General features: G+C 70.4%; 18 protein-coding genes and 1 pseudogene. 14 read left to right on the top strand and 5 right to left on the bottom strand.

Annotation, left to right across the window (positions count from 1 at the left end):
* Window positions 1–184 precede the first annotated feature (184 nt).
* A complete protein-coding gene (locus ABFX55_RS48120; protein WP_346130775.1) occupies window positions 185–1,816 on the top strand; it encodes a VanW family protein in 1,632 nt (543 codons plus the stop codon).
* A 9-nt stretch (window positions 1,817–1,825) separates the two neighbouring features.
* Here ABFX55_RS48120 and ABFX55_RS48115 read toward each other — a convergent pair whose 3' ends face one another.
* Genes ABFX55_RS48115 through ABFX55_RS48105 form a run of 3 tightly spaced genes read right to left on the bottom strand, consistent with a single transcriptional unit; the run spans window position 1,826 to window position 5,829 of the window.
* Window positions 1,826–4,414, bottom strand: a complete 2,589-nt coding sequence (locus ABFX55_RS48115) for a helix-turn-helix transcriptional regulator (RefSeq protein ID WP_346130773.1) — start codon at window positions 4,412–4,414, stop codon at window positions 1,826–1,828.
* 9 nt (window positions 4,415–4,423) lie between these two features.
* Window positions 4,424–5,236 (bottom strand): NAD(P)H-binding protein, encoded by an 813-nt coding sequence (locus tag ABFX55_RS48110; protein WP_346130771.1) that lies wholly within the window; start codon window positions 5,234–5,236, stop codon window positions 4,424–4,426.
* Window positions 5,233–5,829, bottom strand: a complete 597-nt coding sequence (locus tag ABFX55_RS48105) for a DsbA family protein (protein ID WP_346130769.1) — start codon at window positions 5,827–5,829, stop codon at window positions 5,233–5,235. Before ABFX55_RS48105 ends, ABFX55_RS48110 begins: the two co-directional genes overlap by 4 nt.
* A 124-nt stretch (window positions 5,830–5,953) precedes the next feature.
* On the opposite strand from ABFX55_RS48105, the gene ABFX55_RS48100 reads away from it, so the two are divergent.
* From ABFX55_RS48100 to ABFX55_RS48085, 4 genes are all read left to right on the top strand, one after another.
* Window positions 5,954–7,027, top strand: a complete 1,074-nt coding sequence (locus tag ABFX55_RS48100; protein WP_346130768.1) for an NAD(P)H-binding protein — start codon at window positions 5,954–5,956, stop codon at window positions 7,025–7,027.
* 140 nt (window positions 7,028–7,167) lie between these two features.
* On the top strand, window positions 7,168–8,157 hold the full coding sequence (locus tag ABFX55_RS48095) for a S66 family peptidase (RefSeq protein ID WP_346130766.1): 990 nt from the start codon (window positions 7,168–7,170) through the stop codon (window positions 8,155–8,157).
* A 140-nt stretch (window positions 8,158–8,297) separates the two neighbouring features.
* Complete coding sequence (locus tag ABFX55_RS48090) at window positions 8,298–9,128, top strand: IclR family transcriptional regulator (protein WP_346130764.1); 831 nt, start codon at window positions 8,298–8,300, stop codon at window positions 9,126–9,128.
* Window positions 9,129–9,339: 211 nt separating this feature from the next.
* On the top strand, window positions 9,340–10,056 hold the full coding sequence (locus ABFX55_RS48085; protein WP_346130763.1) for a neutral zinc metallopeptidase: 717 nt from the start codon (window positions 9,340–9,342) through the stop codon (window positions 10,054–10,056).
* 69 nt (window positions 10,057–10,125) lie between these two features.
* Here the strand turns inward: ABFX55_RS48085 and ABFX55_RS48080 are convergent, their stop codons facing one another.
* The gene (locus ABFX55_RS48080; protein WP_346130761.1) at window positions 10,126–10,704 is read right to left on the bottom strand and encodes a CGNR zinc finger domain-containing protein; all 579 of its coding nucleotides are present in this window, start codon (window positions 10,702–10,704) and stop codon (window positions 10,126–10,128) included.
* Window positions 10,705–10,955: 251 nt separating this feature from the next.
* Here ABFX55_RS48080 and ABFX55_RS48075 point away from each other — a divergent pair, with 251 nt between their 5' ends.
* From ABFX55_RS48075 to ABFX55_RS48050, 5 genes and pseudogenes are all read left to right on the top strand, one after another.
* Window positions 10,956–11,870 carry an NAD(P)-dependent oxidoreductase gene (locus ABFX55_RS48075; RefSeq protein WP_346130760.1) on the top strand — a complete coding sequence of 305 codons (915 nt, stop codon included), beginning with the start codon at window positions 10,956–10,958 and terminating at the stop codon, window positions 11,868–11,870.
* 98 nt (window positions 11,871–11,968) lie between these two features.
* Window positions 11,969–12,711: pseudogene (locus tag ABFX55_RS50115) on the top strand (transposase).
* 260 nt (window positions 12,712–12,971) lie between these two features.
* Window positions 12,972–13,967 carry a dioxygenase family protein gene (locus ABFX55_RS48060; protein WP_346130756.1) on the top strand — a complete coding sequence of 332 codons (996 nt, stop codon included), beginning with the start codon at window positions 12,972–12,974 and terminating at the stop codon, window positions 13,965–13,967.
* Entirely contained in the window at window positions 13,964–14,797 is an 834-nt protein-coding gene (locus ABFX55_RS48055) for a fumarylacetoacetate hydrolase family protein (protein ID WP_346130754.1), read from the top strand. The genes ABFX55_RS48060 and ABFX55_RS48055 overlap by 4 nt, the downstream gene beginning before the upstream one ends.
* Window positions 14,794–16,413, top strand: coding sequence for an FAD-dependent monooxygenase (locus ABFX55_RS48050; RefSeq protein WP_346130752.1), 1,620 nt, complete (start codon window positions 14,794–14,796; stop codon window positions 16,411–16,413). The genes ABFX55_RS48055 and ABFX55_RS48050 overlap by 4 nt, the downstream gene beginning before the upstream one ends.
* Window positions 16,414–16,483: 70 nt before the next feature.
* Here the strand turns inward: ABFX55_RS48050 and ABFX55_RS48045 are convergent, their stop codons facing one another.
* Window positions 16,484–17,701, bottom strand: coding sequence for an ROK family transcriptional regulator (locus ABFX55_RS48045; RefSeq protein ID WP_346130751.1), 1,218 nt, complete (start codon window positions 17,699–17,701; stop codon window positions 16,484–16,486).
* Between the two features lie 68 nt (window positions 17,702–17,769).
* Between ABFX55_RS48045 and ABFX55_RS48040 the strand changes: the two genes are divergently transcribed.
* Genes ABFX55_RS48040 through ABFX55_RS48025 form a run of 4 tightly spaced genes read left to right on the top strand, consistent with a single transcriptional unit; the run spans window position 17,770 to window position 21,463 of the window.
* Window positions 17,770–18,774, top strand: coding sequence for an ABC transporter permease (locus tag ABFX55_RS48040; protein WP_346130749.1), 1,005 nt, complete (start codon window positions 17,770–17,772; stop codon window positions 18,772–18,774).
* Window position 18,775: 1 nt separating this feature from the next.
* Window positions 18,776–19,615, top strand: coding sequence for an ABC transporter permease (locus tag ABFX55_RS48035; protein WP_346130747.1), 840 nt, complete (start codon window positions 18,776–18,778; stop codon window positions 19,613–19,615).
* A complete protein-coding gene (locus ABFX55_RS48030; RefSeq protein ID WP_346130746.1) occupies window positions 19,608–20,552 on the top strand; it encodes an ABC transporter ATP-binding protein in 945 nt (314 codons plus the stop codon). Before ABFX55_RS48035 ends, ABFX55_RS48030 begins: the two co-directional genes overlap by 8 nt.
* On the top strand, window positions 20,549–21,463 hold the full coding sequence (locus tag ABFX55_RS48025) for an ABC transporter ATP-binding protein (RefSeq protein ID WP_346130744.1): 915 nt from the start codon (window positions 20,549–20,551) through the stop codon (window positions 21,461–21,463). The genes ABFX55_RS48030 and ABFX55_RS48025 overlap by 4 nt, the downstream gene beginning before the upstream one ends.
* Window positions 21,464–21,478 lie beyond the last annotated feature (15 nt).

The following is a 21,478-nucleotide window of genomic DNA, read 5'->3' as shown; positions in this document are numbered from 1 at the left end:
TAGTCGGTCAGGGAGCTGCCGGCAGCTGTTCGACCAGGAGGCTGACGATGAAGAGTAGGAGACATCGCCTTCACGCCGTCCGCGCCGTTCACGCCCCCATCCACCGCGTCTCGACGAGCTGATCCCCATGCGGTCGCCCCTTCTGCGCCGGATGCCCCGTGGGAGGCGGCGCCTGATCACTGTCGTGCTCGCGCTGCTCCTCGTCCCCGCTCTCGCCTACGCCGTCGCCGCGGCCGCCCTGGCGGGTGAGGTGCCACCCGACACGCGGGTGGCGGGCGTCGACATCGGTGGCCTGCCGCCGGAGGACGCCGAGGCGAAGCTGGTCCGGGAGCTCTCCGGCAGAGCGACGGTCCCCGTCACGCTGGACGTCGGAGACGACGAGGTACGCGTCGAGCCGGACGAGCTCGGCTTGGCCTTCGACGCGGAGGGCACCGTCGCGGCCGCACAGGACGGTTCCCTGACACCGGCCGGGGTCGCTCGCTCGCTGTTCGGTCATCGGGACATCGGCCCCGTGACCACGGTCGACGAGCGGCGTCTTGCGACGGCCATGGCAGGTGTCGCCCGGGAAGTCGACAGAGAACCCAGGGAAGGCGGCGTCTCCTATCGCGGGCTGGTGCCCGAGCCGGTGCTCCCGAAGGCGGGGCGACGGCTGGACCAGGAAGGCGCCGCGCGTGCCGTACGGCGGGCCTATCCGGCCGGCAGCGGCGCGGTCACCGTGCCGGTACGCGAGGTCGCCCCTCAGGTGAGCGCGGACAAGGTACGGCAGGCGGTGTCCACGAGTGCGCGCAGGGCTGTGGCCGCGCCGCTCACGCTCACAAGCGGAACGGGAAAGGCCGAGCTGTCACCCGAGCAGATCGCCGCGCGCCTGCGCTACGTTCCCGACAACAGGGGCGGGCTAGGTCCCCGGTTCGACGCGTCCGGCCTCGCCGCCGATCTCGACGCCAAGCTCGTGAGCGAGGACCGGCGACCGAGGAACGCCACGTTCAGGGTCGCCGCAGGCGTCCTTGAGGTGGTGCCCTCCCGGGCGGGCATGGGCGTGGACGCGGTCGCTCTGGGTCAGGCGGTCTCGGCCGCCCTGGCGAGCGGCGGCCGCACCGTCGAGGCGCCCCTGCGCAGGACCGAGCCCAGGCTCACCACGGAGAAGGCGGCACGCCTGGGCGTCAAGGAGAAGGTGAGCTCCTTCACCACCCGCCATCCCTGCTGCGCGCCCCGCGTGACCAACATCCACCGGATCGCCGACATCGTCGACGGGCACGTGGTGATGCCCGGCGAGACCTTCTCCCTCAACGAGGTCGTCGGCAGGCGCGACAGGGCACGCGGGTTCGTGGAGGCGCCCATGATCTTGAACAACCGGTTCGTCGACGACGTGGGCGGCGGGGTGTCGCAGTTCGCCACGACGATGTTCAACGCGGTCTTCTTCGGCGGCTTCGAGGACGTGCAGCACGTCCCGCACCAGTACTACATCTCCCGCTACCCCGCCGGACGCGAGTCCACGGTCTCCTATCCGCAGCCGGACTTCCGCTGGCGCAACGATTCGCCCTACGGCGTGCTGATCAACACCTCTCACACCCGCACGTCCATCACCGTCCAGTTCTGGAGCACCAAACGATTCGAGATCGAGTCGAAGAGCTCGCAACGCTACAACGTGCGCGGATTCCCCTCCCTGGAGGAGTCAGGGGCTGAGTGCATCCCCATGGGAGGCGTCGAAGGGTTCACCATCGACGTGTGGCGGATCTTCAAGAAGGACGGCGAGACGATCAGGAAGCAGAAGTTCCACACCGTCTACGCCCCTGAACCCCGGCTTGACTGCACCTAGCGCTCGGCCTCACAGCCCGAGCGAGGCGAGCTCCGCCCTGGTCGTGACGCCCAGCTTGGGATAGGCCTTGTACAGGTGGTAGCCGACGGTGCGCGGGCTCACGAACAGCCGCTCGGCGATCTCCCGGTTGCTCAGCCCGGTGGCCGCCAGCCGTACGCTCTGCAGTTCCTGCGGTGTGAGCCGGTCGGCGAGGTCGGTCGCGTGGTCGCGCACCAAGCGGGTCTCCCCCGTGGCGCGCAGTTCGGCGCGGGCGCGCTCGGCCCAGGGACGCGCGCCGAGCCGCTCGAACGTCTCGGCGGCGCCGCGCAGGTGCCCGCGCGCGTCGCTGGTCCGCCGCTCCCTCCGCAGCCGCTCGCCGTACAGCAGCTCCGTCCGCGCCTGGTCGAAGGGGTAAGTCCGGATCTGTACGGCCTGCGCGAACGTGTCGACGTCGTCGGCGAGCAGTGCCCGGCAGCGCAGCGCGACGGCCGCGGCCCACGGCTGCCCGACCCGATCGGCCCAGGCCGTGAACAGCCGCACCGCGGAAGCGGCGCGTCGCGGCTGCCCCAGGCGCACCGCGGCCTCGATCAGGATCGGCAGATGGCCCATGACGCCCATCGGGCGCGATCCGGACACCACCGCCTCCATCCGGTCCAAGGCCGCCTCATATCGTCCCAGGCCCAGGTCGAGCAGGCTCAGCGCGACGGCCGCGTGCACCGAGCTCGGGGCCAGGCCTGTCTCGATCGCCTCGGCCGTCAGCTCGCGGCAGCGTTCCTCGTCGCCTTCGATGGCGGCCAGCTCGGCCAGGGTCGCCGACAGCTCGACGCGCGGCATGCGCTGGCAGGTGTCGTCGGCGATCTGCAGCCCATCGGCCAGGGTGGCGCGCGCGTCGGTGTGACGGCCGGTGAAGAGCAGGGTCCTCCCCAGGATCGTCTGCACGGCCGGCAGCACGCCGAGCGCGCCCCGCGTCCTGCACTCCCGCTCCAGGCTGCCGGCCAGGCGCATCGCGCCCTCGATGTCGCCGATGACCAGGTGCAACCGGGCGAACAGCAGGCGATCCTGCACATCCGACTGCGGCGGCAGGGCCAGCAGCTCCTTCAGCGTCTCGATGCCGCCGTCGTCGAGCCGGTTGGTGGCGAGCGCCGCCGTGGCCAGCCGGTGCACGTCCGACCCCTCGGCCACGCAGGCGGCGATCCGGTCGAGCGCCTCGAAGTCGTTGGCACGCCAGGCCGCCCGCGCGGCGCTGCGCAGCAGAGGCGGCAGCTCCGCCGGCGTGACGGTCGCGGCCGACTCGAACAGCAGCGCGTGCGCTTCCTCCGTCCGCCCGAGCCCGTCGGCGATGACGGCCCTGAGCACGGCCGCCTCTGCCGAGCTCCCCGCGTGCCTGACCAGGTGGTCTGCCCGCTCGAACTGGCCCGCGTCGGCGGCCGCGCGCGCCGCTGCGAGCCTGCGGCGCTCGCGCTCGCCAGGGTCAGGGGTGAGGGCGGCGGCACGTTCGTAGGCGGCGGCCACGGCCGCGTACCCGCCACGGTCTCTGGCCCGCTGCGCCGTACGTTCCAACGCTGCCGCGACCTTCTCGTCCGGGCCCGTCGCCGCGGCCGCCAGATGCCAGGCACGCCGGTCACCGTCCAGGATCTCCGCCAGCGCGCGGTGCGCCTCGATCCTCGGGTTCGCCGTGGCCCCCTGGTAGGCGGCGCTCCTCATCAGCGGGTGGCCGAAGACCAGGCGGTCGCCTTCGGCCCGCAGCAACCCGGCGGCCTCAGCCGGGTCCAGGTCCTGCAGCCCCGCGCCCAACCGCTCGGCGGCCCGCAGGACGGTGCCCAGGTCACCGGTGTCGTCGGCCGCCGCGACCAGCAGCACGGTCCGCGTCGCGGCCGGCAGCGCGCGGATCCTGTCGTCGAAGGTCTGCAGGATCCGGTTCTGCACCGGCAAGAGCCCCATCGAGAGCATGCCGATGCCCTGCTCACGGCGCGCCTCTGCCAGCACCCGCAACGCCAGCGGGTTGCCGCGCGCCTCGACCAGCACCTCCTCGCGCACGTGCGGCGCCAGATCACCGACCAGCGCGGCAGCAGCCTCGTCGGCCAGGCCGTCCAGGCGCAGCTCGGGCAGGCCCGTCGAGGGAAAGTCCGGCGCGTACGGCACGCGGACCGCGAACATCATCACCACGCCCTCGGCCCGCAGCCGCCGCGCGGCGAACAGCAGGGCGTCGGCCGAGGCGGTGTCCAGCCACTGGGCGTCGTCGACCAGGCACAGGAGCGGGGCCTCCTCGGCCAGCAGGCCGAGCACCGCCAAACCGATCAGGAAGGCGTCGCCGTCGGCATCGCCCAGCCCCAGCGCGCCCCTGAGCGCGTCGGCCTGCCGTACCGGGAGATCGTCGAGGCGATCGAGAAGCCCGCCGACGAGCATGCTGAGCCCGGCGTAGGGCAGCTCGCTCTCCGCCTCGACACCGGTCGTACGCAGCACGCGCATGCCGTCCGCCCGGCTGGCGGTGTGGTCGAGCAGCGCGGTCTTGCCGATGCCCGCCTCGCCGCGGACCACCAGCGCCCCGCTCGTGCCCCGGCGAGCGGCGGCGAGCAGGGCGTCGATCGTCCCCGTCTCCTTCGTCCGCCCCCGCAGCATGTCCCAAGGCTACCGCCAGTGATCAGCGGCCCATTGCCTGTAGGTCCTGGCCGGGCGTCCGGTGAGTTCCTCGACGGTGCCGGTGACCGGCTCGGGCTCAGGGACCCCGCCTGCCATCCTGCCGACCAGACCCGCGGCCAGCTCGGGCCCGAAGACGGCCTCGTACTGCAGCCTGACCTCCTCCAGGGACGCCTCATGGAAGCGCACCTCGCGGCCGATCACCTCGGAGACGGCGGCCACCCGCTCGGGCGCGGTCAGCGCCTGCGGCCCGGTCAGCACGTAGGTCGCCCCTTCGTGCCCTTCACCGGTCAGCACGCGCACGCCTGCCGCCGCCACGTCGGCCTCGTGGATGTGGGACCGTGCCCACCCGGCGAACGGCTCGCGCACGACGCCGTCGCGTTCGATGCCCTCCGCCCACTTGAGGTCGTTGGCCGCCAGGCCGGTGATCCGCAGGAAGGTCCATCCGGCGCCCGACTCGCGGACCAGCCGCTCGATCTCACCGTGGGAGGCGTTGATCGGATCGGCCGCCCCCGCCGTCGCGGCGGAGAAGTACACGACATGTCTGCCCGCCAGCCTCTTCACCGTCTCGGGTGCGGCGTGGTCGGCCTGGAGCGTCGGCCAGACGAGGAAGACCTTCTCCACGCCCTCCAGCGCCGCGTCCAGCGAGCCTGGCACGGCCAGATCGCCTTCGACGACCTCGACCGGCAGCCGCGCCCGGCTCGCGTCGCGGGCCAGCGCTCGCACCTCGCTCACCCCGGCTTCCACCAGCTGCCTGACGACCTGACCACCGACCCGGCCGGTCGCCCCTGTCACCAGAATCATGAGATCTCCCCGTAGAACGTCTCTTCGGACTGCGCTCCGGACAGCGTGCGCCCGTTGATCTCGAAGATCGGCACGCCTCTGATCCCGGACCTGCGCACCTGCTCCAGCTCCGCCCTGGTGTCCTCCGCGCCGTCGCCGGTCCACGCCACCCCGGCCTCGGCGGCCAGCTTCCGCAACGTGTCGCCGTCGGCGAGGTTGAGCCCATCGGCGAAGTAGGCGCGGAACAGCCGGTCCGCCATCTCCTCGGCCCGCCCCTGCGCGGCGGCGACCCTGATCAGCCGGTGAGCCTCGAGCGTGTTGGCGAACAACGCCCTGCCGTAGTCGTAGACCATCCCCTCCCGCGCGCCCAGCGCGGTCATACGGGCGGTCGACTCCCCCACCGACGGACCGAAGAACCGCTTGTGCACCTCTTCGAGGGGCTCGGCCTGCGCCGGGTCGCTCGGCGCGTCGGGAGCGATCTGGAAGGGGTGGAAGACCACCTCCGCCTCACCGCCCTCGGCGCGCAACCGGGCCAGCGCCCTGCGCAACCGGTCCCATCCGAGATAGGAGGCGCCGCACGCGATGTCCATGGTCATCTCTATCCGTGAAGTCATGCCCTCGACGGTAGGAGCGGCCCCCGTCCCCCAGCATCTGTCGATCGACTGGTCGTCCTCGGCCGCCGCAGACCAGTCGATCGACTGATGCTGACGTCAAGGGAGCGACCGTAGCGTCGGCGTCATGAACGAGACGATTCTGGTGACAGGGGCCACCGGTCACACCGGTGGACAGGTGGTACGGCAGCTGCACGAGCGCGGCGGGGTGACGATCAAGGCGCTGAGCAGAGATCCGGGCCGGGTGACGTTCCCCGAAGGGGTGCGGGCGGTCAAGGGGGACCTGAGTGATCCCGGCTCCCTCGACGAGGCGCTGGAGGGAGTCGACAAGATCTTCCTCGTGTGGCCGACGATGTTCACCGAGCACTCGCGCAACGCGGTGATCCCGAAGCTGGCGGCACAGGCGCGCAGAATCGTCTATCTGTCGGCGGCCGGTTCTGAGACCCACGACGATCCCGACAACGCCTCCCACAACCGGATCGAGCGGCTGATCAGGGAACACGCCAAGGAGTGGACGTTCCTGCGGTCCGGCGGGCACATGAGCAACGACCTGGGGACTCCGGTGCCCACGGACGGCGTGGTCCGCGGGCCGTTCCTGAGCTGGGCGCGGTCGCAGATCCATCCCAAGGATCTGGCGGCGGTGGGAGTGCACGCGCTGCTCACCGACGACCTGCTGAACACGGCCACGCCCATGCTGACCGGCGAGGAACTCATGACAGGGGCCGAACGGATCAAGCTCGTGGGAGAGCTGGTCGGCAGGCCGGTGACGAAGGTGGAGGAGATCCCGCTGGAGCAGGCCAGGGAGTGGTTCCTGCAGTGGGTGCCGCCGCAGGACGTGGACGCCGTCGTGGAGACCATGAAGGAGATCGCCGCACAGCCCGAGCCGGTGGTCCCGGCGATCAGGGAGATCCTCGGGCGTCCGGCCACGTCCTATCGCGAGTGGATACTCGACCATCTGCCCGCTTTCGTGGAGCCGACGGCCGAAGGGGTGGGGCTGGCCTTCGCCAGTCTGGCCAACAAGGGCGAGAGCGACGCGATCACCCGGCACCTGCTGGCCGCCGGACAGGTGAGCGGCCCTGTCGAGGGACCGTACCTGCAGGCGGGCGGCGACCGCTTCGCCGTACGGTTCACCGCCGACTCCACGATCGGTGTCTACACGGTGCGCGACGGGCGGATCGTCAGTGAGGAGAGGTTCTCCTGAGCAGCGGCACCGACACATCCCCTGTGCGCGTCCAGCCCAGCTTGTCGATCGCGACCCTGACCGATGTCGCACAGGCGTCCTTGGCCGGGTTGACCAGCCCCGCGTCGAAGCGGATCTGCTGCGTTCGTTAGGCTCCGGCAATGGAGCTGATCTTCCCGCGCAAGCTGAACCAGGGCGACGTCATACGGGTGGTGGCGCCGGCCAGATCCCGCGCGATGGTGATGGAACACGACCACACCGACATCATCGGGGCCCGGTTCGCCGAACTGGGCCTGACGCTGTCCTATGGCCGCCATGTCGATGAACGGGACGCTCTCGACTCCTCCAGCATCGCCTCCAGGATCGCCGATCTGCACGAAGCCTTCGCCGACCCCTCGGTGGCGGCGATCCTGACGGTCATCGGCGGCTACAACTGCAACGAACTGCTGCCGTTCCTGGACTGGGAGCTGATCCGCGCCAATCCGAAGATCCTGTGCGGATACTCCGACATCACCGCACTGCAGAACGCCATCCTCGCCCGAACCGGGCTGGTCACCTACTCAGGGCCGCACTGGTCGACGTTCGGGATGCGTGATCACTTCGAGCAGACCCTGGAGTGGTTCACCGAGGTCATGTTCGGCACCGCCCCGATCGCCCTGAACCCGGCGGCCCGTTGGAGCGACGATCTCTGGTTCCTCGACCAGGACAAGCGCGATCTGATCCCCAACGAGGGGTGGTGGCCGATCCAGTCCGGCACCGCCGAGGGAAGGATCGTGGGCGGCAATCTGTGCACCCTGAACCTGCTGCAGGGCACGCCCAACATGCCGTCTCTCGACGGCGCGATACTGATCGTCGAGGACGACTTCGAATCACACGCGGCCACCTTCGCCAGGGACCTGACATCACTGCTCCAACTTCCTGACGCTGCGGGAATCCGGGGACTGGCCATCGGACGGTTCCAGAACGCCAGCAACATGACTCGCGCACTCCTGGAACAGATCATCGGTTCGCAACCGGCGCTGACCGGCATCCCGATCCTGGCCAATATCGACGTCGGCCACACCTACCCCTTGGCCACCGTCCCGATCGGCGGCCAAGCCGGGCTCACGGTCGCGGACAACGAGACACGCCTGACATTCCAACGTCACTGACACATCGCGCGATCCCTCCCTGTGCGCCCGCCGAGGCTGCCGATCCGACCCGCACCGGAGCACCCGGCACCGGAGCACGATGCCATCCAGTGCGACCAGAGGCGCGCCTCACCGGTGAAGGACTGACAGGAGCCCCCTTCGTGACCAGCGCGTCCGCTCCCCAACCGCGGGTCCGTGGCCGCCGTCCGCCCCAGGGCGACCCGGTCGTCGACCGGGCTCTCTCGCTCCTGAGCGCCTTCGACGCCGGCCACGGGTCGCTGAGCCTGGGCGAGTTGAGCCGGCGCAGCGGCATCCCCGCCAGTTCGGCGTTGCGGCTCGCCAGGCGGATGGTGGCATGGGGCGCCCTCGAGCGCGGTGAGGACGGCCGGTTCACGATCGGCCTCCGGCTTTGGGAGGTGGCCTCTCTCGCCCCTCGCGGGCAAGGGCTGCGCCAGGTGGCCATGCCGTTCATGGGTGACCTGGCCCAGGTCACCCGGCAGCACGTGCTGCTCGCTGTGCGGGACGGTTACGAGGCCCTGCTGATCGAACGGCTGTCGTCACGTCGGGCGATGCCGGTGCTGTACCGCGTCGGCGGCCGGCTGCCCCTGCACTCGACCGGGGTGGGCCTGGTCCTGCTCGCCTTCGCCGAGCCCGAGGTACAGGAGGAAGTGCTCTCCCGTCCGATGGTGCGCGAACCGGAGAAGGAGATCGTCTCCCCCGTCGACCTGCGACGCACCCTCGCCAGGGTCCGGCTGGAGGGGTTGGCGCACCTCCACCGGCCGCACGCCCCGCGCGCGATCGTGTCGGTGGCGGCGCCGGTCTTCGGAGCCGACGACAGGGTCGCCGCGGCGCTGTCGGTCCTCGTCCCCCCGGAAGACGCCGACCCTCGGATGCTGGGACCGGCCGTCCGCACGATCGCCCGCGCCATCTCACGAGGGCTCGGCGCCCGGCGCTCCATCGGCCAGGTCGAGGACGATTCGGCCGACCGCTGACTCTTCCCGTCAATGGAGACGCACGGGGCGAGAGGTGTAACGGCCCGCGCAGCCGTACGACGAAAGGCCGCCGTCCGCTGGTGGCGCACCCGCCGGCTGCTCGTCCAGCGGTCGTCCGTCAGGGTCGACCTCCGCGACACGCGTGCTCTAGTCTCCCGCCCATGAAGCTTCGTTCGATCATGGCCCTGGCGTGCGCCGCGGCCCTGTGGTTATGCGGAACGGCGACCGCGGGGACCTATCCGTCGAGCAGCGCGTCCTGACCGACAACGCCCTGTACGGCATGGGCAGGCTGCCCAGGTCGGCGTGCGAGGAGCAGCCCGTCGCGCCTGGTCACCGCGCGGCGGCCAAGCGCTACCTCGGCGGGATCATGCAGTGCCTCGAGGCGACCTGGGAGCAGTACCTGTCGGAGAACGGCGTGCAGTTCGAGGACGCCCGCCTGAAATTCGTGACCGGCGACTACTGCGGCACCGAACGCAGGCTCGACTCCGACAGCGTCTACTGCTACGACGCCCGCGCGGTCGTCTACAAGCTCGGCGCGTCCTGGCTCCAGGACCCCTCCGACCTGTGGCTGCTGTACAACACCGCCACCCGCTACGCCGAGCACGTCCAGCGGCTCGTCGACATCGTCCACAGCGTGGATGTCGAGGCCTTCTACGACAGCCAGGCCGAGCGCGCCGAGCGGGTGCGCCGCTACCATCTGCAGTCCGCCTGCCTGGCCTCGGCGTTCATCAAGAGCGTCTGGCCGCTGGAGGGGAGGTCCTCACGCGACTGGAAGTACCTCCAGCTGATCGTGCAGGGTGACGTCCCCGGTCAGCAGCGGCTGTACGGCAAGACGGCCAACATCCGCCTGTGGAACGGTCGCGGCTTCGCCACAGGGAATCCCGGCTCGTGCAACACCTGGAAGGCGCCTGCGGGCGAGGTCGCCTAGATGATCGATTCCAAGGGGTCCAGTGGTCGTAGGGGGTTGGTGAGCGCATGGCGGGTTGGCCGGTGCGGGCTATGGCCCGTGGCGTTCCAGCTGTGTGCGCCGTTGGCGGAAGGCGGCCTTCTTGGCCTGGTTGCCACAGGTGTTCATGGAGCACCAGCGGCGGTTTCCGGGGGCTGACACGTCGACGAACATGCCCTGGCATTCGGGGTTGGCGCATCGGCGTAGTCGGGATGACGTCGGGTTGGTGAGGAGGTCGACTGCGTCGCGTGCCACGAGGGCGAGAACGTGTCGGGTCTGGGCGCCTTCCTGGCGCCAGCGGAGCGAGCCGGTCTCGTCCAGTTGGGGCGTGAGGGCTGGTCGCGCCGCCCAGCTGTTGATGACCTTCGTGGGCTGCGGATCGAGGCAGGTGCCGGTGCGTACGCTCTCGGCCGTTTGGTCGATTGCCTCGCGCAGACGGCGGGCCTCGGCGAGGGTTGCGGCTCCGGTGGCCGGGGGCTCGGCGAGCAGTCCGAGCTCCACGCACCATCGCGCGAGGTCGGCCGGGCGGGCCAGTCGCTCGATGGGGGCAGCCGAGCCGCGGTTGCCCAGCGTGGCGGTGAAGGTGAAGCACAGTCGCCCGTTGCCGAACCTGAAGGTACTGTCCGGCATCCCTTTCTCCCTCTGCATGGAACCAGCATAGCTGGTTCCACTCGCCCTCCCGCGGATGCTAGCGTGCAGGTCACCGGACTGCTTGTAGAGGCGCGTTGCGACGGTCACACCCCTACCGTTGATCCATGCCGGCTCCACCCGCGCCGGGCGTGTTCGACACGATGACTGGGCTGCGAGGCCTTCTCCAACCGGCCGCAGCCCGGGATGACCGGCACTCATCACCAGGGCGGGCACCGCCCCCGACATGAAGGATGTCTGCTATGACAGGGATGAACGTCGGGTTCGTCGGCCTAGGGGCCATGGGCAAGGCGATGGCCGCCAACCTGGTTCGCGCCGGCCACAGCGTCCAGGTCTGGAACCGCTCCCCGGCACCCGTACAGGCCCTCGTTGCCCAAGGAGCTACCGCCGCACCTGACCTCGAGACCGTCTTCGCCAACGACGTCGTCATCTCCATGCTGTCCGACGACGCCGCAGTCGAATCCGTGCTCCTGGAACCGGAGTTGCTCGCGAACGCGAGCGCGACCGTCCATGTGAACATGGCCACCGTCTCCGTCGCCCTCGCCCAGCGAGCCGCCGATCTCCACGCCAAGTACGGTCTCGGCTACCTCGCCGCACCGGTCCTGGGCCGCAGCGAAGTAGCCGCCGCCGGAAAACTCAACATCCTGGCCGCAGGGGACAGCACACTGCTCGACCACGTGGAACCGCTCTTCACCGCCATGGGGCAACGCACTTGGCGACAGGGAGACCAGCCGCACCACGCCAACACCATCAAAATCGCCGGGAACTACCTGGTCGCCTGCGCCATCGAGTCCCTGGCCGAAGCCTGCACCCTCGCCGAAGCCACCGGCGCACAACCGAGCGAACTGATCGACGTCCTCACCCACACCATCTTCCCCGGCCCCGTCTACACCGGCTACGGAACCATGGTCGCCGAGCAGCGATACGAGCCCGCCGGGTTCCGTCTCGCCCTCGGCCTCAAGGACGTCACACTCGCGCTCACCGCCGGCGCCGACAGCCGCGTCCCCCTGCCCTTCGGCAGCGTCCTACGCGACGCCTTCATCGATGCCATCGCCCACGGCGACGCCGACCGCGACTGGACCGCCGTCGCCGACGTCACCCGCCGCCGCGCCGCCCTGCCCCGGCGCCACGACGGACCGTTTCACTGAACGATCGAATGAGTCGCGACAGCGAGCAAAGGCTTACGACGCTCGTCGATTCCAAGGGATCGCCTGCGCGCATGGGAGGGGGAGTCCAACGTCGGTGTGTGAAAACAGAGTTGGACTCCCTCGCGACCGCACTCCATGTGAAGACCGACGACCTGCTGAAGGATTCGCCGCAGTTTGCCCCCTGGCGGCCGGTCGTGGGCATTGCACCGCAACTCAGCGACGCGGAGCTCGTGACGCTGGCGATGATGCAAGCGATGCTCGGCTTCACCTCCGAGGCCCGGTGGCTGCGGCACGCCCACACCCATCTGCGGCGCCTGTTCCCCTACCTTCCCCAGCAGCCCGGCTACAACAAGCGCCTGCGCAAGGCCGCCGCCTTCTGGGGACTACGGCTGCACTTGGTCTGCACCCTGCACGGCCTGCCGGTCGCTTCGCCCTGACTGGAGCCAAAGCCGACGAACGCGAGACACTCCTGGACCTGCTCGCCATCGAACCGCAGCTCACCGACGAGCGCCCGGGTCAAACACTGATCGGCGACAAGAACTATTTCGGCCGCGACTTCGAGCAGCGGCTGGCGGCACTGGACATCCGACTGCTGCGGCCGGCACGCAAGGGCGAGGCCGAGCGGCCCGGATCACAGTCATTCAAGCCGCTGCGGCAGGTCATCGAGTCGATCAACGAGACCTTCAAGGGCCAGCTCGACCTCGAACGACACCGAGGCCGCACACCCGGCGGCGTGGCCGTCCGCATCCTGCAGCGCATCCTCGCGCTCACCGCAGCCATCTGGCACAACGACCACACCGGCCAACCGACCATGCGCTCGCTGACCACCTACGATCACTGACCCCTTGGAATCGATCATCTAGACCTGCCCCACGCCGTCGGCCGGCGGGGAACGGCGAGGTGGCAGCGGACCCAGACCAGAACGATCGACGTGTCCAGGACGGCCGGGCTCGACGACAGTCTTGCCGACCCGTCCTGCCCGCCGGGGCCAGACCCATGGGAAGGGCGCTCGGGGAGCCGACGAGCCTGCCGCCGTTCCTTCAGAGCGCGGCTCCTTGCCACTGAATGGCAACGGCATGGGGCGGTTGAAGCCCGCCGTGGATGCTGGTGGCGCGCCTCCTCGGTACGACGCCGGGCGGCGCGCCGTCCATCCGCCTGGCCCCCGCGCGGGCTCGGGCGGCCTACCTCCTGGAGGACCCCGTGACCTCACCCGGCGACGTGCGGGAGGAGCGGCTCGACGCTCTGCTGACCGCCGTCCTCGATCAGCTGAACAGCACGGACCCGCGGCTCAACTTCGTGATGGAGTCGCTGGTCCGCCATCTGCACGCCTTCGTTCGTGAGACGCGCCCGACCGAATCGGAGTGGCTGACCGGGATCGACTTCCTCGTCCGCACCGGCCAGACCTGCACCGAGCACCGCAACGAGTTCATCCTGCTGGCCGACACGCTCGGGCTGACCACCGCCGTGGACGACGTCAACCACGCAGGCCCTGCCGACGCCACGCCGTCCTCGGTCGAGGGCCCTTTCCACTCCCCCGCGCCCGCGCGGGAGAACGGGGCATGGATCTCCACCGGCCCTGAACGGCAGCGCGGCGAGGTCATGGTCGTGCGCGGCAGGGTGACCGACACCAGCGGCAAGCCGATCGAGCGGGCCACCGTCGACATCTGGCAGGCCGACGACGCCGGGCGCTACGACACCCAGGACCCGGCGCAGGAGCCCGGAAACCTGCGCGGCCTGTTCACCACCGACGCCGACGGGACCTACTGGTTCCGCAGCGTCATCCCGGCCAGCTATCCGGTGCCCACCGACGGGCCGGGTGGAGAACTGCTGACCGCGCTCGGCCGCCATCCGATGCGCCCGGCCCATATCCACTACCGTGTGGAGGCTTGCGGGCATCGGCCGGTGACCACGCACGTCTTCGTGGCCGGTGACGAGTACCTCGACGCCGACGCGGCCTTCGCGGTCAAGGACGAGCTCGTCGTCGCCCCGGTCCGGGAGACCGATCCCGAGCACGCCGTGGCCTTCGGTGTCGACGTCCCGTTCGCCGACTTCGTCTTCGACGTCCGGCTGCTGCCGCTCGGCGAGGTGATCGCGTGAAGCTCGTCGGCATCCGCACCGGGCGGCGGGTGGACGTCGCCGTCCAGATCGGGGACGCCGTGACCCCGATCGCCGAGGTCGGCCATTTCTACGCCGACCTGGAGCGATGGCTCGCCGTCGCGCGCCACGCGACCGCCGGAGAGGTTCCGGTCGCCGAGGTGGAGCTGGCCCCGCCGGTGCCTGCCTCGGCCCGGGTCATCTGCATCGGCCTGAACTACCGGGCGCACGCCGCCGAGGGCGGTTTCGCCCCGCCTGAGCATCCGACCGTCTTCGGCCGCTGGGTCGCCTCTCTCACCGCGGGTGAGACGTCGGCGCCGGTGCCCGCCAACGAGCCGGGCCTGGACTGGGAGGGCGAGGTCGCCGCCGTCGTCGGCCGAAGGCTCACCGACGTCGACGCGGAGGCGGCGGCAGGCGCGGTCCTCGGCTACGCGGCGTTCAACGATCTCACCGCCCGCACGGCGCAGAAGCTCACCACTCAGTGGACGCTCGGGAAGAACGGGGACCGCAGTGGCCCGATGGGCCCGCTCGTCACGGCCGACGAGGTCGGCGACCTCGCCGACGGTCTGCGGGTGCGAACCCGCGTCAACGGGCAGACCGTCCAGGACGGCAACACGCGGGACATGATCTTCGGCATCGGGGATCTGCTGTCCAGGATCAGCCGCACCTTCACCCTGAACCCGGGCGACGTCATCGCCACGGGGACGCCGGAGGGCGTGGGATACGTCCGGACGCCGCCGTGGCTGCTGCGGCCAGGGGACGTGGTCGAGGTGGAGATCGACAGGCTCGGCGTGCTGCGCACCCCGATCGTCTCCTCGGAGGCGCGGCCGTGACGATCGTCCCTTCCCAGGTGCCCGTCCTGATCGCCGGTGGCGGGCCGAGCGGCCTGGCCGCCGCGATCGAGCTGGGCCGGCGCGGCGTCGAGGTATGCGTGGTCGAGCCGCGGACGACGCTCGACCCGCTGCGCCCTCGCGCGAAGACCACCAGCGTGCGGACGATGGAGCATCTGCGCCGCTGGGGACTGGCCGACCGGCTGCGGTCCCGTGCGGCGCTGCCGGTGGCGCACGCGCAGGACGTCGTCTTCTGCACCGGGCTGTTCGGACACGAGATCACTCGCTTCCCCGAGGCCTTCGGCCTGTGGACGGAGCCGCGCGACATCGCCGCGGAAGCAGGGCAGCAGGTTGCGCAGCCGATCGTCGAAGAGCTGCTGCGTGAGGCGGCGGCGGCGCTGCCGTCCGTGACCCTGCTGGTCGGCTGGCGGGTCGACGCCGTCATCGACGGCCAGGACGGCGTGCGGGCCGAACTGGCCGGGCCCGACGGGCGACGTCGCGACGTCCATGCGGAGTATCTGCTCGGCTGCGACGGCAACGCCGGCGTCAGCCGGTCGGCGATCGGCAGCCACTATGCGGGTTCGTCAGGCGCGCTGCCCAACCTGAGCATCACCTTCCGCTCCAGGGAACTCGACGAACGGCCGCTGTGCGCGCTCGGCGTGCACTACTGGGTCATCGGCGCCGAGCGTGGCGGGCTCATGGGACGGCTGGATCTCGACGGCACCTGGTGGGCGATCGTGCAGGGCATCGACGTACAGGCCGAGGAGGCCGATCCCGTCGCGCTCGTGCGCACGCTGGCCGGCGCCGAGATTGATGTGGAGGTGCTCGCCACGGACCCGTGGTCGGCGCGCATGCTGCTGGCCGACCGCTACCGGGGCGAGCGGGTGTTCCTCGTCGGCGACGCCGCGCACCTCAACCCGCCCTGGGGCGGGCACGGGTTCAACACCTGCGTCGGCGACGCGGTGAACATCGGCTACAAGCTCGCGGCGGTGCTGCAGGGCTGGGCGCCGCCGTCGTTGCTGGACAGCTACGAGCGGGAGCGGCGGCCGGTCGCCGTGCGAACCATCGCCGCCGCCGGCAGCCAGGAGGCCTTCCTCGCCCCGTCCTTCGCGGCAGCCGAACTCGACGACGCTGGCCCGGCCGGCAAGGTGCTGCGGGCCGAGCTCGCCGATGCCCTGCGGGGCAAGGATCCTGAGTTCCACAGCCTCGGGCTGGTACTCGGCTACGACTACGCGGACTCCCCCGTCGTCGTTCCCGACGGTCGCGGCCGCCCAGAGCCCGAGCTGACCCGCTACCGGCCGTCGGCTCATCCAGGGGCGCGGCTGCCGCATGTCTGGCTGCCCGACGGCAGCTCGTTGTACGACCTCCTGGGCGACTGGTTCACCCTGCTCCGGCTGTCGGCTCGGGCCGACCCGACGCCACTCGTGACCGCCGCCACGGCCGCGGGCATCCCCTTGCGCGTCGTGGATCTCGGCCATCTTCCCCGCCTGGGCGCGGTCTGCGAGGCCGATCTCGTCCTGGTTCGCCCCGACCAGCATGTCGCCTGGCGCGGCGACGTGGCGGCGGACCCCGCCGAGGTGTGGACGCGCGTCATCGGCGGAGGCCAGGACACGACCTGAAACGCAACGTGTGTAGAGAGGGTCGCTTCGATGCCCTTGATCTTCGACGTGGAACCGGAGGCCGGCGGGATCAGCTACCTGCGCGGCCCCTGGGCCGAGAACGGACGGACGTCTGCTGTCCCGAAGGTATTTGGGTGGACTCCATCATTATCGACGTCGGTCCGACTTCCGGATTGAACAACACCCCGTTGAGGTGATCCACTGCGTAGCAGACCGCCCCGGCCGCCACGCACTCCTCGCCCAGCGTCGAAGCGCGCAGGTCCGGCGTCCGCAGGCACATCGTTTCGAGCTCGGCCCGCAGCGGCGGCAACAACACGTCGGCCGAGCGGGAGAAACCGCCGCCCAGCACGACCACCTCGGGGTCCACCGCCAGCGTGAGCGCGGCCGTGGCCAGGCCCAGCACCTTGACGTAGCGCAGTACCGCGCCACGGGCCTCCGGGTCACCCCGGCGTGCGGCCTCGAAGACGGCACCGGCCACGGCCTCGGGCGGAGTGCCGGGCTCGACGGACGGGATGGCCGACAGGAGCTCGCTGGTGTGGCCGAGGTTGAACAGCGGATGGACGCCGATCTCGCCTGCGGCTCCCGTCGAACCGCGCAAGGGGACGCCGTCCAGCACGATCGCCGCGCCGGCGCGCCGCCCGATGTGCAGGTAGACCATGTTGGAGACGCCACGCGCCGCGCCTTTGCGGCACTCGGCCAGAGCGGCCAGACGGCTGTCGTTCTCCACCAGGATCGTGCAGGGCAGCCTGCGGCCCAGATGCTCGACCAGTGGCACGCCCGACCAGTCGTGGATCGCCCTGGAGAGCACCACGTGCCCCTCCAGGTCCACGTACCCGGTGCTGCCCGCCACCGCGGCCCACACCCCTGCGGCAGCCGTACCGGATCCCGCCAGGCACGAGGCGACCGCGCGGTCCACGGCGGCCAGTCGCTCGTGCCTGGAGTCATCGGGCGTGACCGGTTCGCGCGCGATGTGCAGCACCCGGCCGTCCAGGTCGGCGATGGCCGCGAGCACCTTGTGCGCTCCTATGTCGAGACCGAGTACCCGCCCGGCCTCGGCGTGGAAGCGGTAGCGGCGCGCGGGCCTGCCCTTGGCCCCGGCGCTGGGGTCCAGCTCGAGCACCCAGCCCTGCTCCACCAGGTCGGCGACCACCTCCTTGACGGTGGCCCTGGCCAGCTCGGCGTGCTCGGCGAGCTGGGTCAGCGGGAGCGGCCCTGCCGCGCGTAGCGCGGAGATGACGGCCAGCGCGTTGAGCCGCCGCAGATGCTGAAGGTCGCCTCCAGTCACCATTTAAGTCACCTCTTGACGGCGATTAATTGTGGACTCCACTATAAAGGCATCTTTCCGGAAGGGGTGCAATGTCTGGCCGGTTAGGGTTCCTGCTCTCGCGGCTGGGGCTGTATGTCCTCACCGCCTGGGTAGCGGTCACCGTGAACTTCCTGGTCCCGCGCTTCATGCCCGGAGATCCTGCCGAGGAGATGGCCGCCCGGCTCCGCCGGCAGACCGGTCAGGCACCGTCGGCCGAGCAGCTCGCGGCGATCAGGAGATTCTTCGGAGATCCTACGAAGAACCTCTTCCAGCAGTACCTCGACTATCTCGGCTCGGTGGCCCGGCTGGATTTCGGCAGCTCCCTGCACCACTACCCGGTGCCGGTGGCCGCGCTCGTCGGCGAGGCGCTGCCGTGGACAATCGCCCTGGTCGGCACCACGACGCTGGTCGCCTGGTTGTTCGGCACCGCGCTCGGCACGGTGCTGGGCTGGAAGCCGGGCGGCCGGCTGGACGCGCTGATCGCGCCGGCGACCACATTCCTCCACGCGATCCCCGCCTTCTGGCTGGCTCTGATCGGCTTCTACCTGTTCGCGTTCGAGCTGGAGTGGTTCCCGCTGGGCGGCGCCTACGACGCCGACCTCGACCCGGCCTTCAGCGCCGAGTTCTTGGGCAGCGCGCTATGGTACGGCGCACTGCCGGCCCTGTCACTGATCTTCGTGGGCTTCAACGGCTGGCTGTTCGGCATGCGTAACATGATGATCACCACGATCAGCGAGGACTACGTCCTGCTGGCCAGAGCCAAAGGCCTGTCGGCCCTGCGGATCATGTTCCGCTACGCGGCGCGCAACGCGATGCTTCCCAACGTCACCGGGCTGGCCGTCGCGGTCGGCGCGGTGATCGGCGGCGAGCTGGTGACCGAGGTGGTCTTCTCCTATCCAGGCCTCGGCCACGTGCTGTTCGAGGCGGTCAAGGGCAAGGACTACCCGGTCATGCAGATGATCTTTCTGATGATCACGTTGATCGCCGTAACCGCCAACTTCCTTGCCGACTTCGCATACGCCGCGCTCGACCCGCGGACGAAAGAGCGGGTGTGAGGTGTTCAAGACGTTCCTCGACAGCGGCAAGGTCCGCGTCGGTCTGACACTGTTCGTCCTGTCCATCCTGCTCGCTGTGTTCGGCCCCTGGCTGGCGAGCGTCAGCCCGCGCGCGATCGACTACAACGCGCTGGGCGCCGCCCCGGGCGGTGCCCACCTGCTGGGCACCACCGCCGCCGGCGAGGACGTGCTGGCCCAGCTCTTGGTCGGTGCGCGCGGCTCGGTGGTGGTGGGCCTGATCACCGGCCTGGTCAGTACGGGGCTGGCGGTGGTCGTCGGCATCACCGGCGGGTTTTCCGGCGGCAGGACCGACAAGGTGCTCACCGTCGTCACCAACGTCATGCTCACCCTGCCGGGATTGCCGCTCATCCTCATCATCGCGGGCTATCTGCCCGAGCCCGGCCCGGTCACCATCGGAATCCTGCTGGGCGTGCTCGGCTGGTCGGCCAGCGCCCGCTACCTGCGCGCCCAGACGATGTCGCTGCGCAACCGCGACTTCGTGGCCGCGATGCGCATGGTCGGCGAGAGCCGTGTCAGGCTCGTCTTCTCCGAGGTGCTCCCCCATCTGACCGGCCTGATCTCGGCGCTGTTCCTGGCAGGGGTGGTCGGCGGGGTGCTCGGCGAGGCGGCGCTGGCCTTCCTGGGTGTGGTCATCCCCGACTCCGTCTCCTGGGGCAGCATGATCAGCGAATCCCAGCAGCAGAGCGCGCTCCTGCGCGGCATGTGGTGGTGGTTCGGCCCGCCCGGCTTGTGCATCGCGCTGCTGGGCGCGGCGATCGCGCTGCTCAACTTCGGCATCGACGAGGTCACCAACCCGCGCCTGAGGAGAGTCCGTGCTTGAAGTCGAAGGCCTCACCGTCCAGTACGGCGAGGCGGTCAAGGCCTGCGTGGACGTCAGTTTCACCTTGGCCAAGGGCGAGATCCTCGGGGTGGTGGGCGAGTCCGGCTCGGGCAAGTCAACGCTGATCACCGCGCTCACCCGGCTCCAGCGTCCTCCCGCCCGCACCACGGCCGGACGGATCATCCACCACCCGCGCGACGGCGAGCCGGTGGACCTGGTCGCGCTGAGCGAGCGCGAGCTGCGCCGCTACCGGTGGACCTCGCTGTCGATCGTGCTGCAGAGCGCGATGGACGCGCTCAACCCGCTCATGCGGCTGGGCGACCAGTTCGCCGACGTGCTCAAGGCTCACGGCAGGTCGGTCGAGCGCATCCCGGAGCTGCTCAGCATGGTCGGCATCGCTCCCGAACGCGCCCGCGCCTACCCGCACGAGCTGTCCGGCGGGACACGCCAGCGCGCCGCCATCGCGCTCGCGCTGGCCTGCGAACCCGACCTGATCGTCATGGACGAGCCCACCACCGCCGTCGACGTGGTCATGCAGCGGCTGATCATCCAGCAGATCGTCAAGCTCCGCCGCGAGCTCGGCTTCGCCCTCGTCTTCGTCACCCACGACCTTCCGCTGCTGCTGGAGGTGGCCGACAGGATCGCGGTCATGTACGCGGGGCGGATCGTGGAGATCGGCGACGCGGCCGTCATGGGTCACTCGCCGCAGCACCCCTACACCAAGGGACTGCGCGATGCGTTTCCGCCGCTCCGCGCGGCAAGAGAGCGCCTGCTCGGCATCCCCGGTTCCCCGCCCGACCTGCGCGACCCGCCCAAGGGCTGCGCCTTTCACCCGCGCTGTGCCGTGCGACTGGCCGTCTGCGACGAGGTGGAGCCTGTACTGAAGGACCGCGACGGCCGCCTGACCGCCTGCCATCTGAACGGAGCCGACCTGTGACGCTCGAAGCCATCGCGGTGACCAAGGAGTTCCCCGGCGGCGTCCGCGCGGTGGAGAACGTGACGGTACGGCTGCGCCCCGGCCAGATCGTCGGCCTGGTGGGGGAGAGCGGAAGCGGCAAGACCACCCTGGCCCGGATGCTCGCTCTCTTCCACGCGCCTACCCGGGGGGAGATCCGCCTGAACGGCGAGCCCGTACGGAAGGCCCGCGAGTATCACCGGCACGTCCAGCTGATCTTCCAGGACCCGTTCAGCTCGCTGAACAGCCTGCGCACGGTCGGATACACCGTCGGCAGGGCACTGCGCATCCACCGCGGCCTGCGCGGGCGCAAGGAGGTCGAGGCCGCCGCGATCGAGCTCCTGCAGCAGGTCAACCTCTCGGCGGACTTCCTGACCAAGCTCCCCCACGAGCTCTCCGGCGGGCAGCGACAGCGCGTCGTCATCGCCCGCGCGCTCGCCGTCGGGTCCAGCGTGCTCCTGGCCGACGAGCCGATCTCCATGCTGGACGTCTCCATCCGCCTGGACATCCTCAACCTCCTGGCCGACCTGCGCGACCGGCAGGGCCTGGCCATCCTCTACATCACCCACGACATCGCCAGCGCCCGCTACCTGTGCGACGAGATCTCCGTCATGTACGGCGGGCAGATCATCGAATCGGGACCCGCCGACGAAGTCATCAGGAACCCCCGCCACCCCTACACCCAGCTTCTCATCGACTGCGCCCCCGACCCATCCAGGACGATTCAGGACCTCGAGGTCGAGTACGGCGAGCCGCCCAGCCTCACCAACGCCCCCCCTGGCTGCCGCTTCCAACCCCGCTGCCCGCACGCCACGTCGATCTGCGCGCAGCAGGCACCACCCCGCGCCCACCTCGGCAACGGCCAGTGGGCCGACTGCTGGCTCTACGCCTGACTCCCCCGTCGAAAG

The sequence above is a fragment of the Nonomuraea roseola genome, from assembly GCF_039535395.1.
In the GTDB taxonomy this organism is placed as follows: Bacteria; Actinomycetota; Actinomycetes; order Streptosporangiales; family Streptosporangiaceae; genus Nonomuraea; species Nonomuraea roseola.
Note: the sequence above shows the minus strand (reverse complement) of the source record. Positions and strands in the feature narration are given on the sequence as shown.

Excerpts from the sequence above, each read along its gene's own strand:
- ABFX55_RS48045 (WP_346130751.1), bottom strand. The coding sequence starts at position 17,701 with ATGGTGACTGGAGGCGACCTTCAGCATCTGCGGCGGCTCAACGCGCTG.
- ABFX55_RS48080 (WP_346130761.1), bottom strand. The coding sequence starts at position 10,704 with ATGCCGGACAGTACCTTCAGGTTCGGCAACGGGCGACTGTGCTTCACC.
- ABFX55_RS48095 (WP_346130766.1), top strand. The coding sequence starts at position 7,168 with ATGGAGCTGATCTTCCCGCGCAAGCTGAACCAGGGCGACGTCATACGG.
- ABFX55_RS48040 (WP_346130749.1), top strand. The coding sequence starts at position 17,770 with ATGTCTGGCCGGTTAGGGTTCCTGCTCTCGCGGCTGGGGCTGTATGTC.
- ABFX55_RS48115 (WP_346130773.1), bottom strand. The coding sequence starts at position 4,414 with ATGCTGCGGGGGCGGACGAAGGAGACGGGGACGATCGACGCCCTGCTC.
- ABFX55_RS48060 (WP_346130756.1), top strand. The coding sequence starts at position 12,972 with ATGCTGGTGGCGCGCCTCCTCGGTACGACGCCGGGCGGCGCGCCGTCC.
- ABFX55_RS48110 (WP_346130771.1), bottom strand. The coding sequence starts at position 5,236 with ATGATTCTGGTGACAGGGGCGACCGGCCGGGTCGGTGGTCAGGTCGTC.
- ABFX55_RS48105 (WP_346130769.1), bottom strand. The coding sequence starts at position 5,829 with ATGACTTCACGGATAGAGATGACCATGGACATCGCGTGCGGCGCCTCC.
- ABFX55_RS48085 (WP_346130763.1), top strand. The coding sequence starts at position 9,340 with ATGCGGAACGGCGACCGCGGGGACCTATCCGTCGAGCAGCGCGTCCTG.
- ABFX55_RS48100 (WP_346130768.1), top strand. The coding sequence starts at position 5,954 with ATGAACGAGACGATTCTGGTGACAGGGGCCACCGGTCACACCGGTGGA.
- ABFX55_RS48075 (WP_346130760.1), top strand. The coding sequence starts at position 10,956 with ATGTCTGCTATGACAGGGATGAACGTCGGGTTCGTCGGCCTAGGGGCC.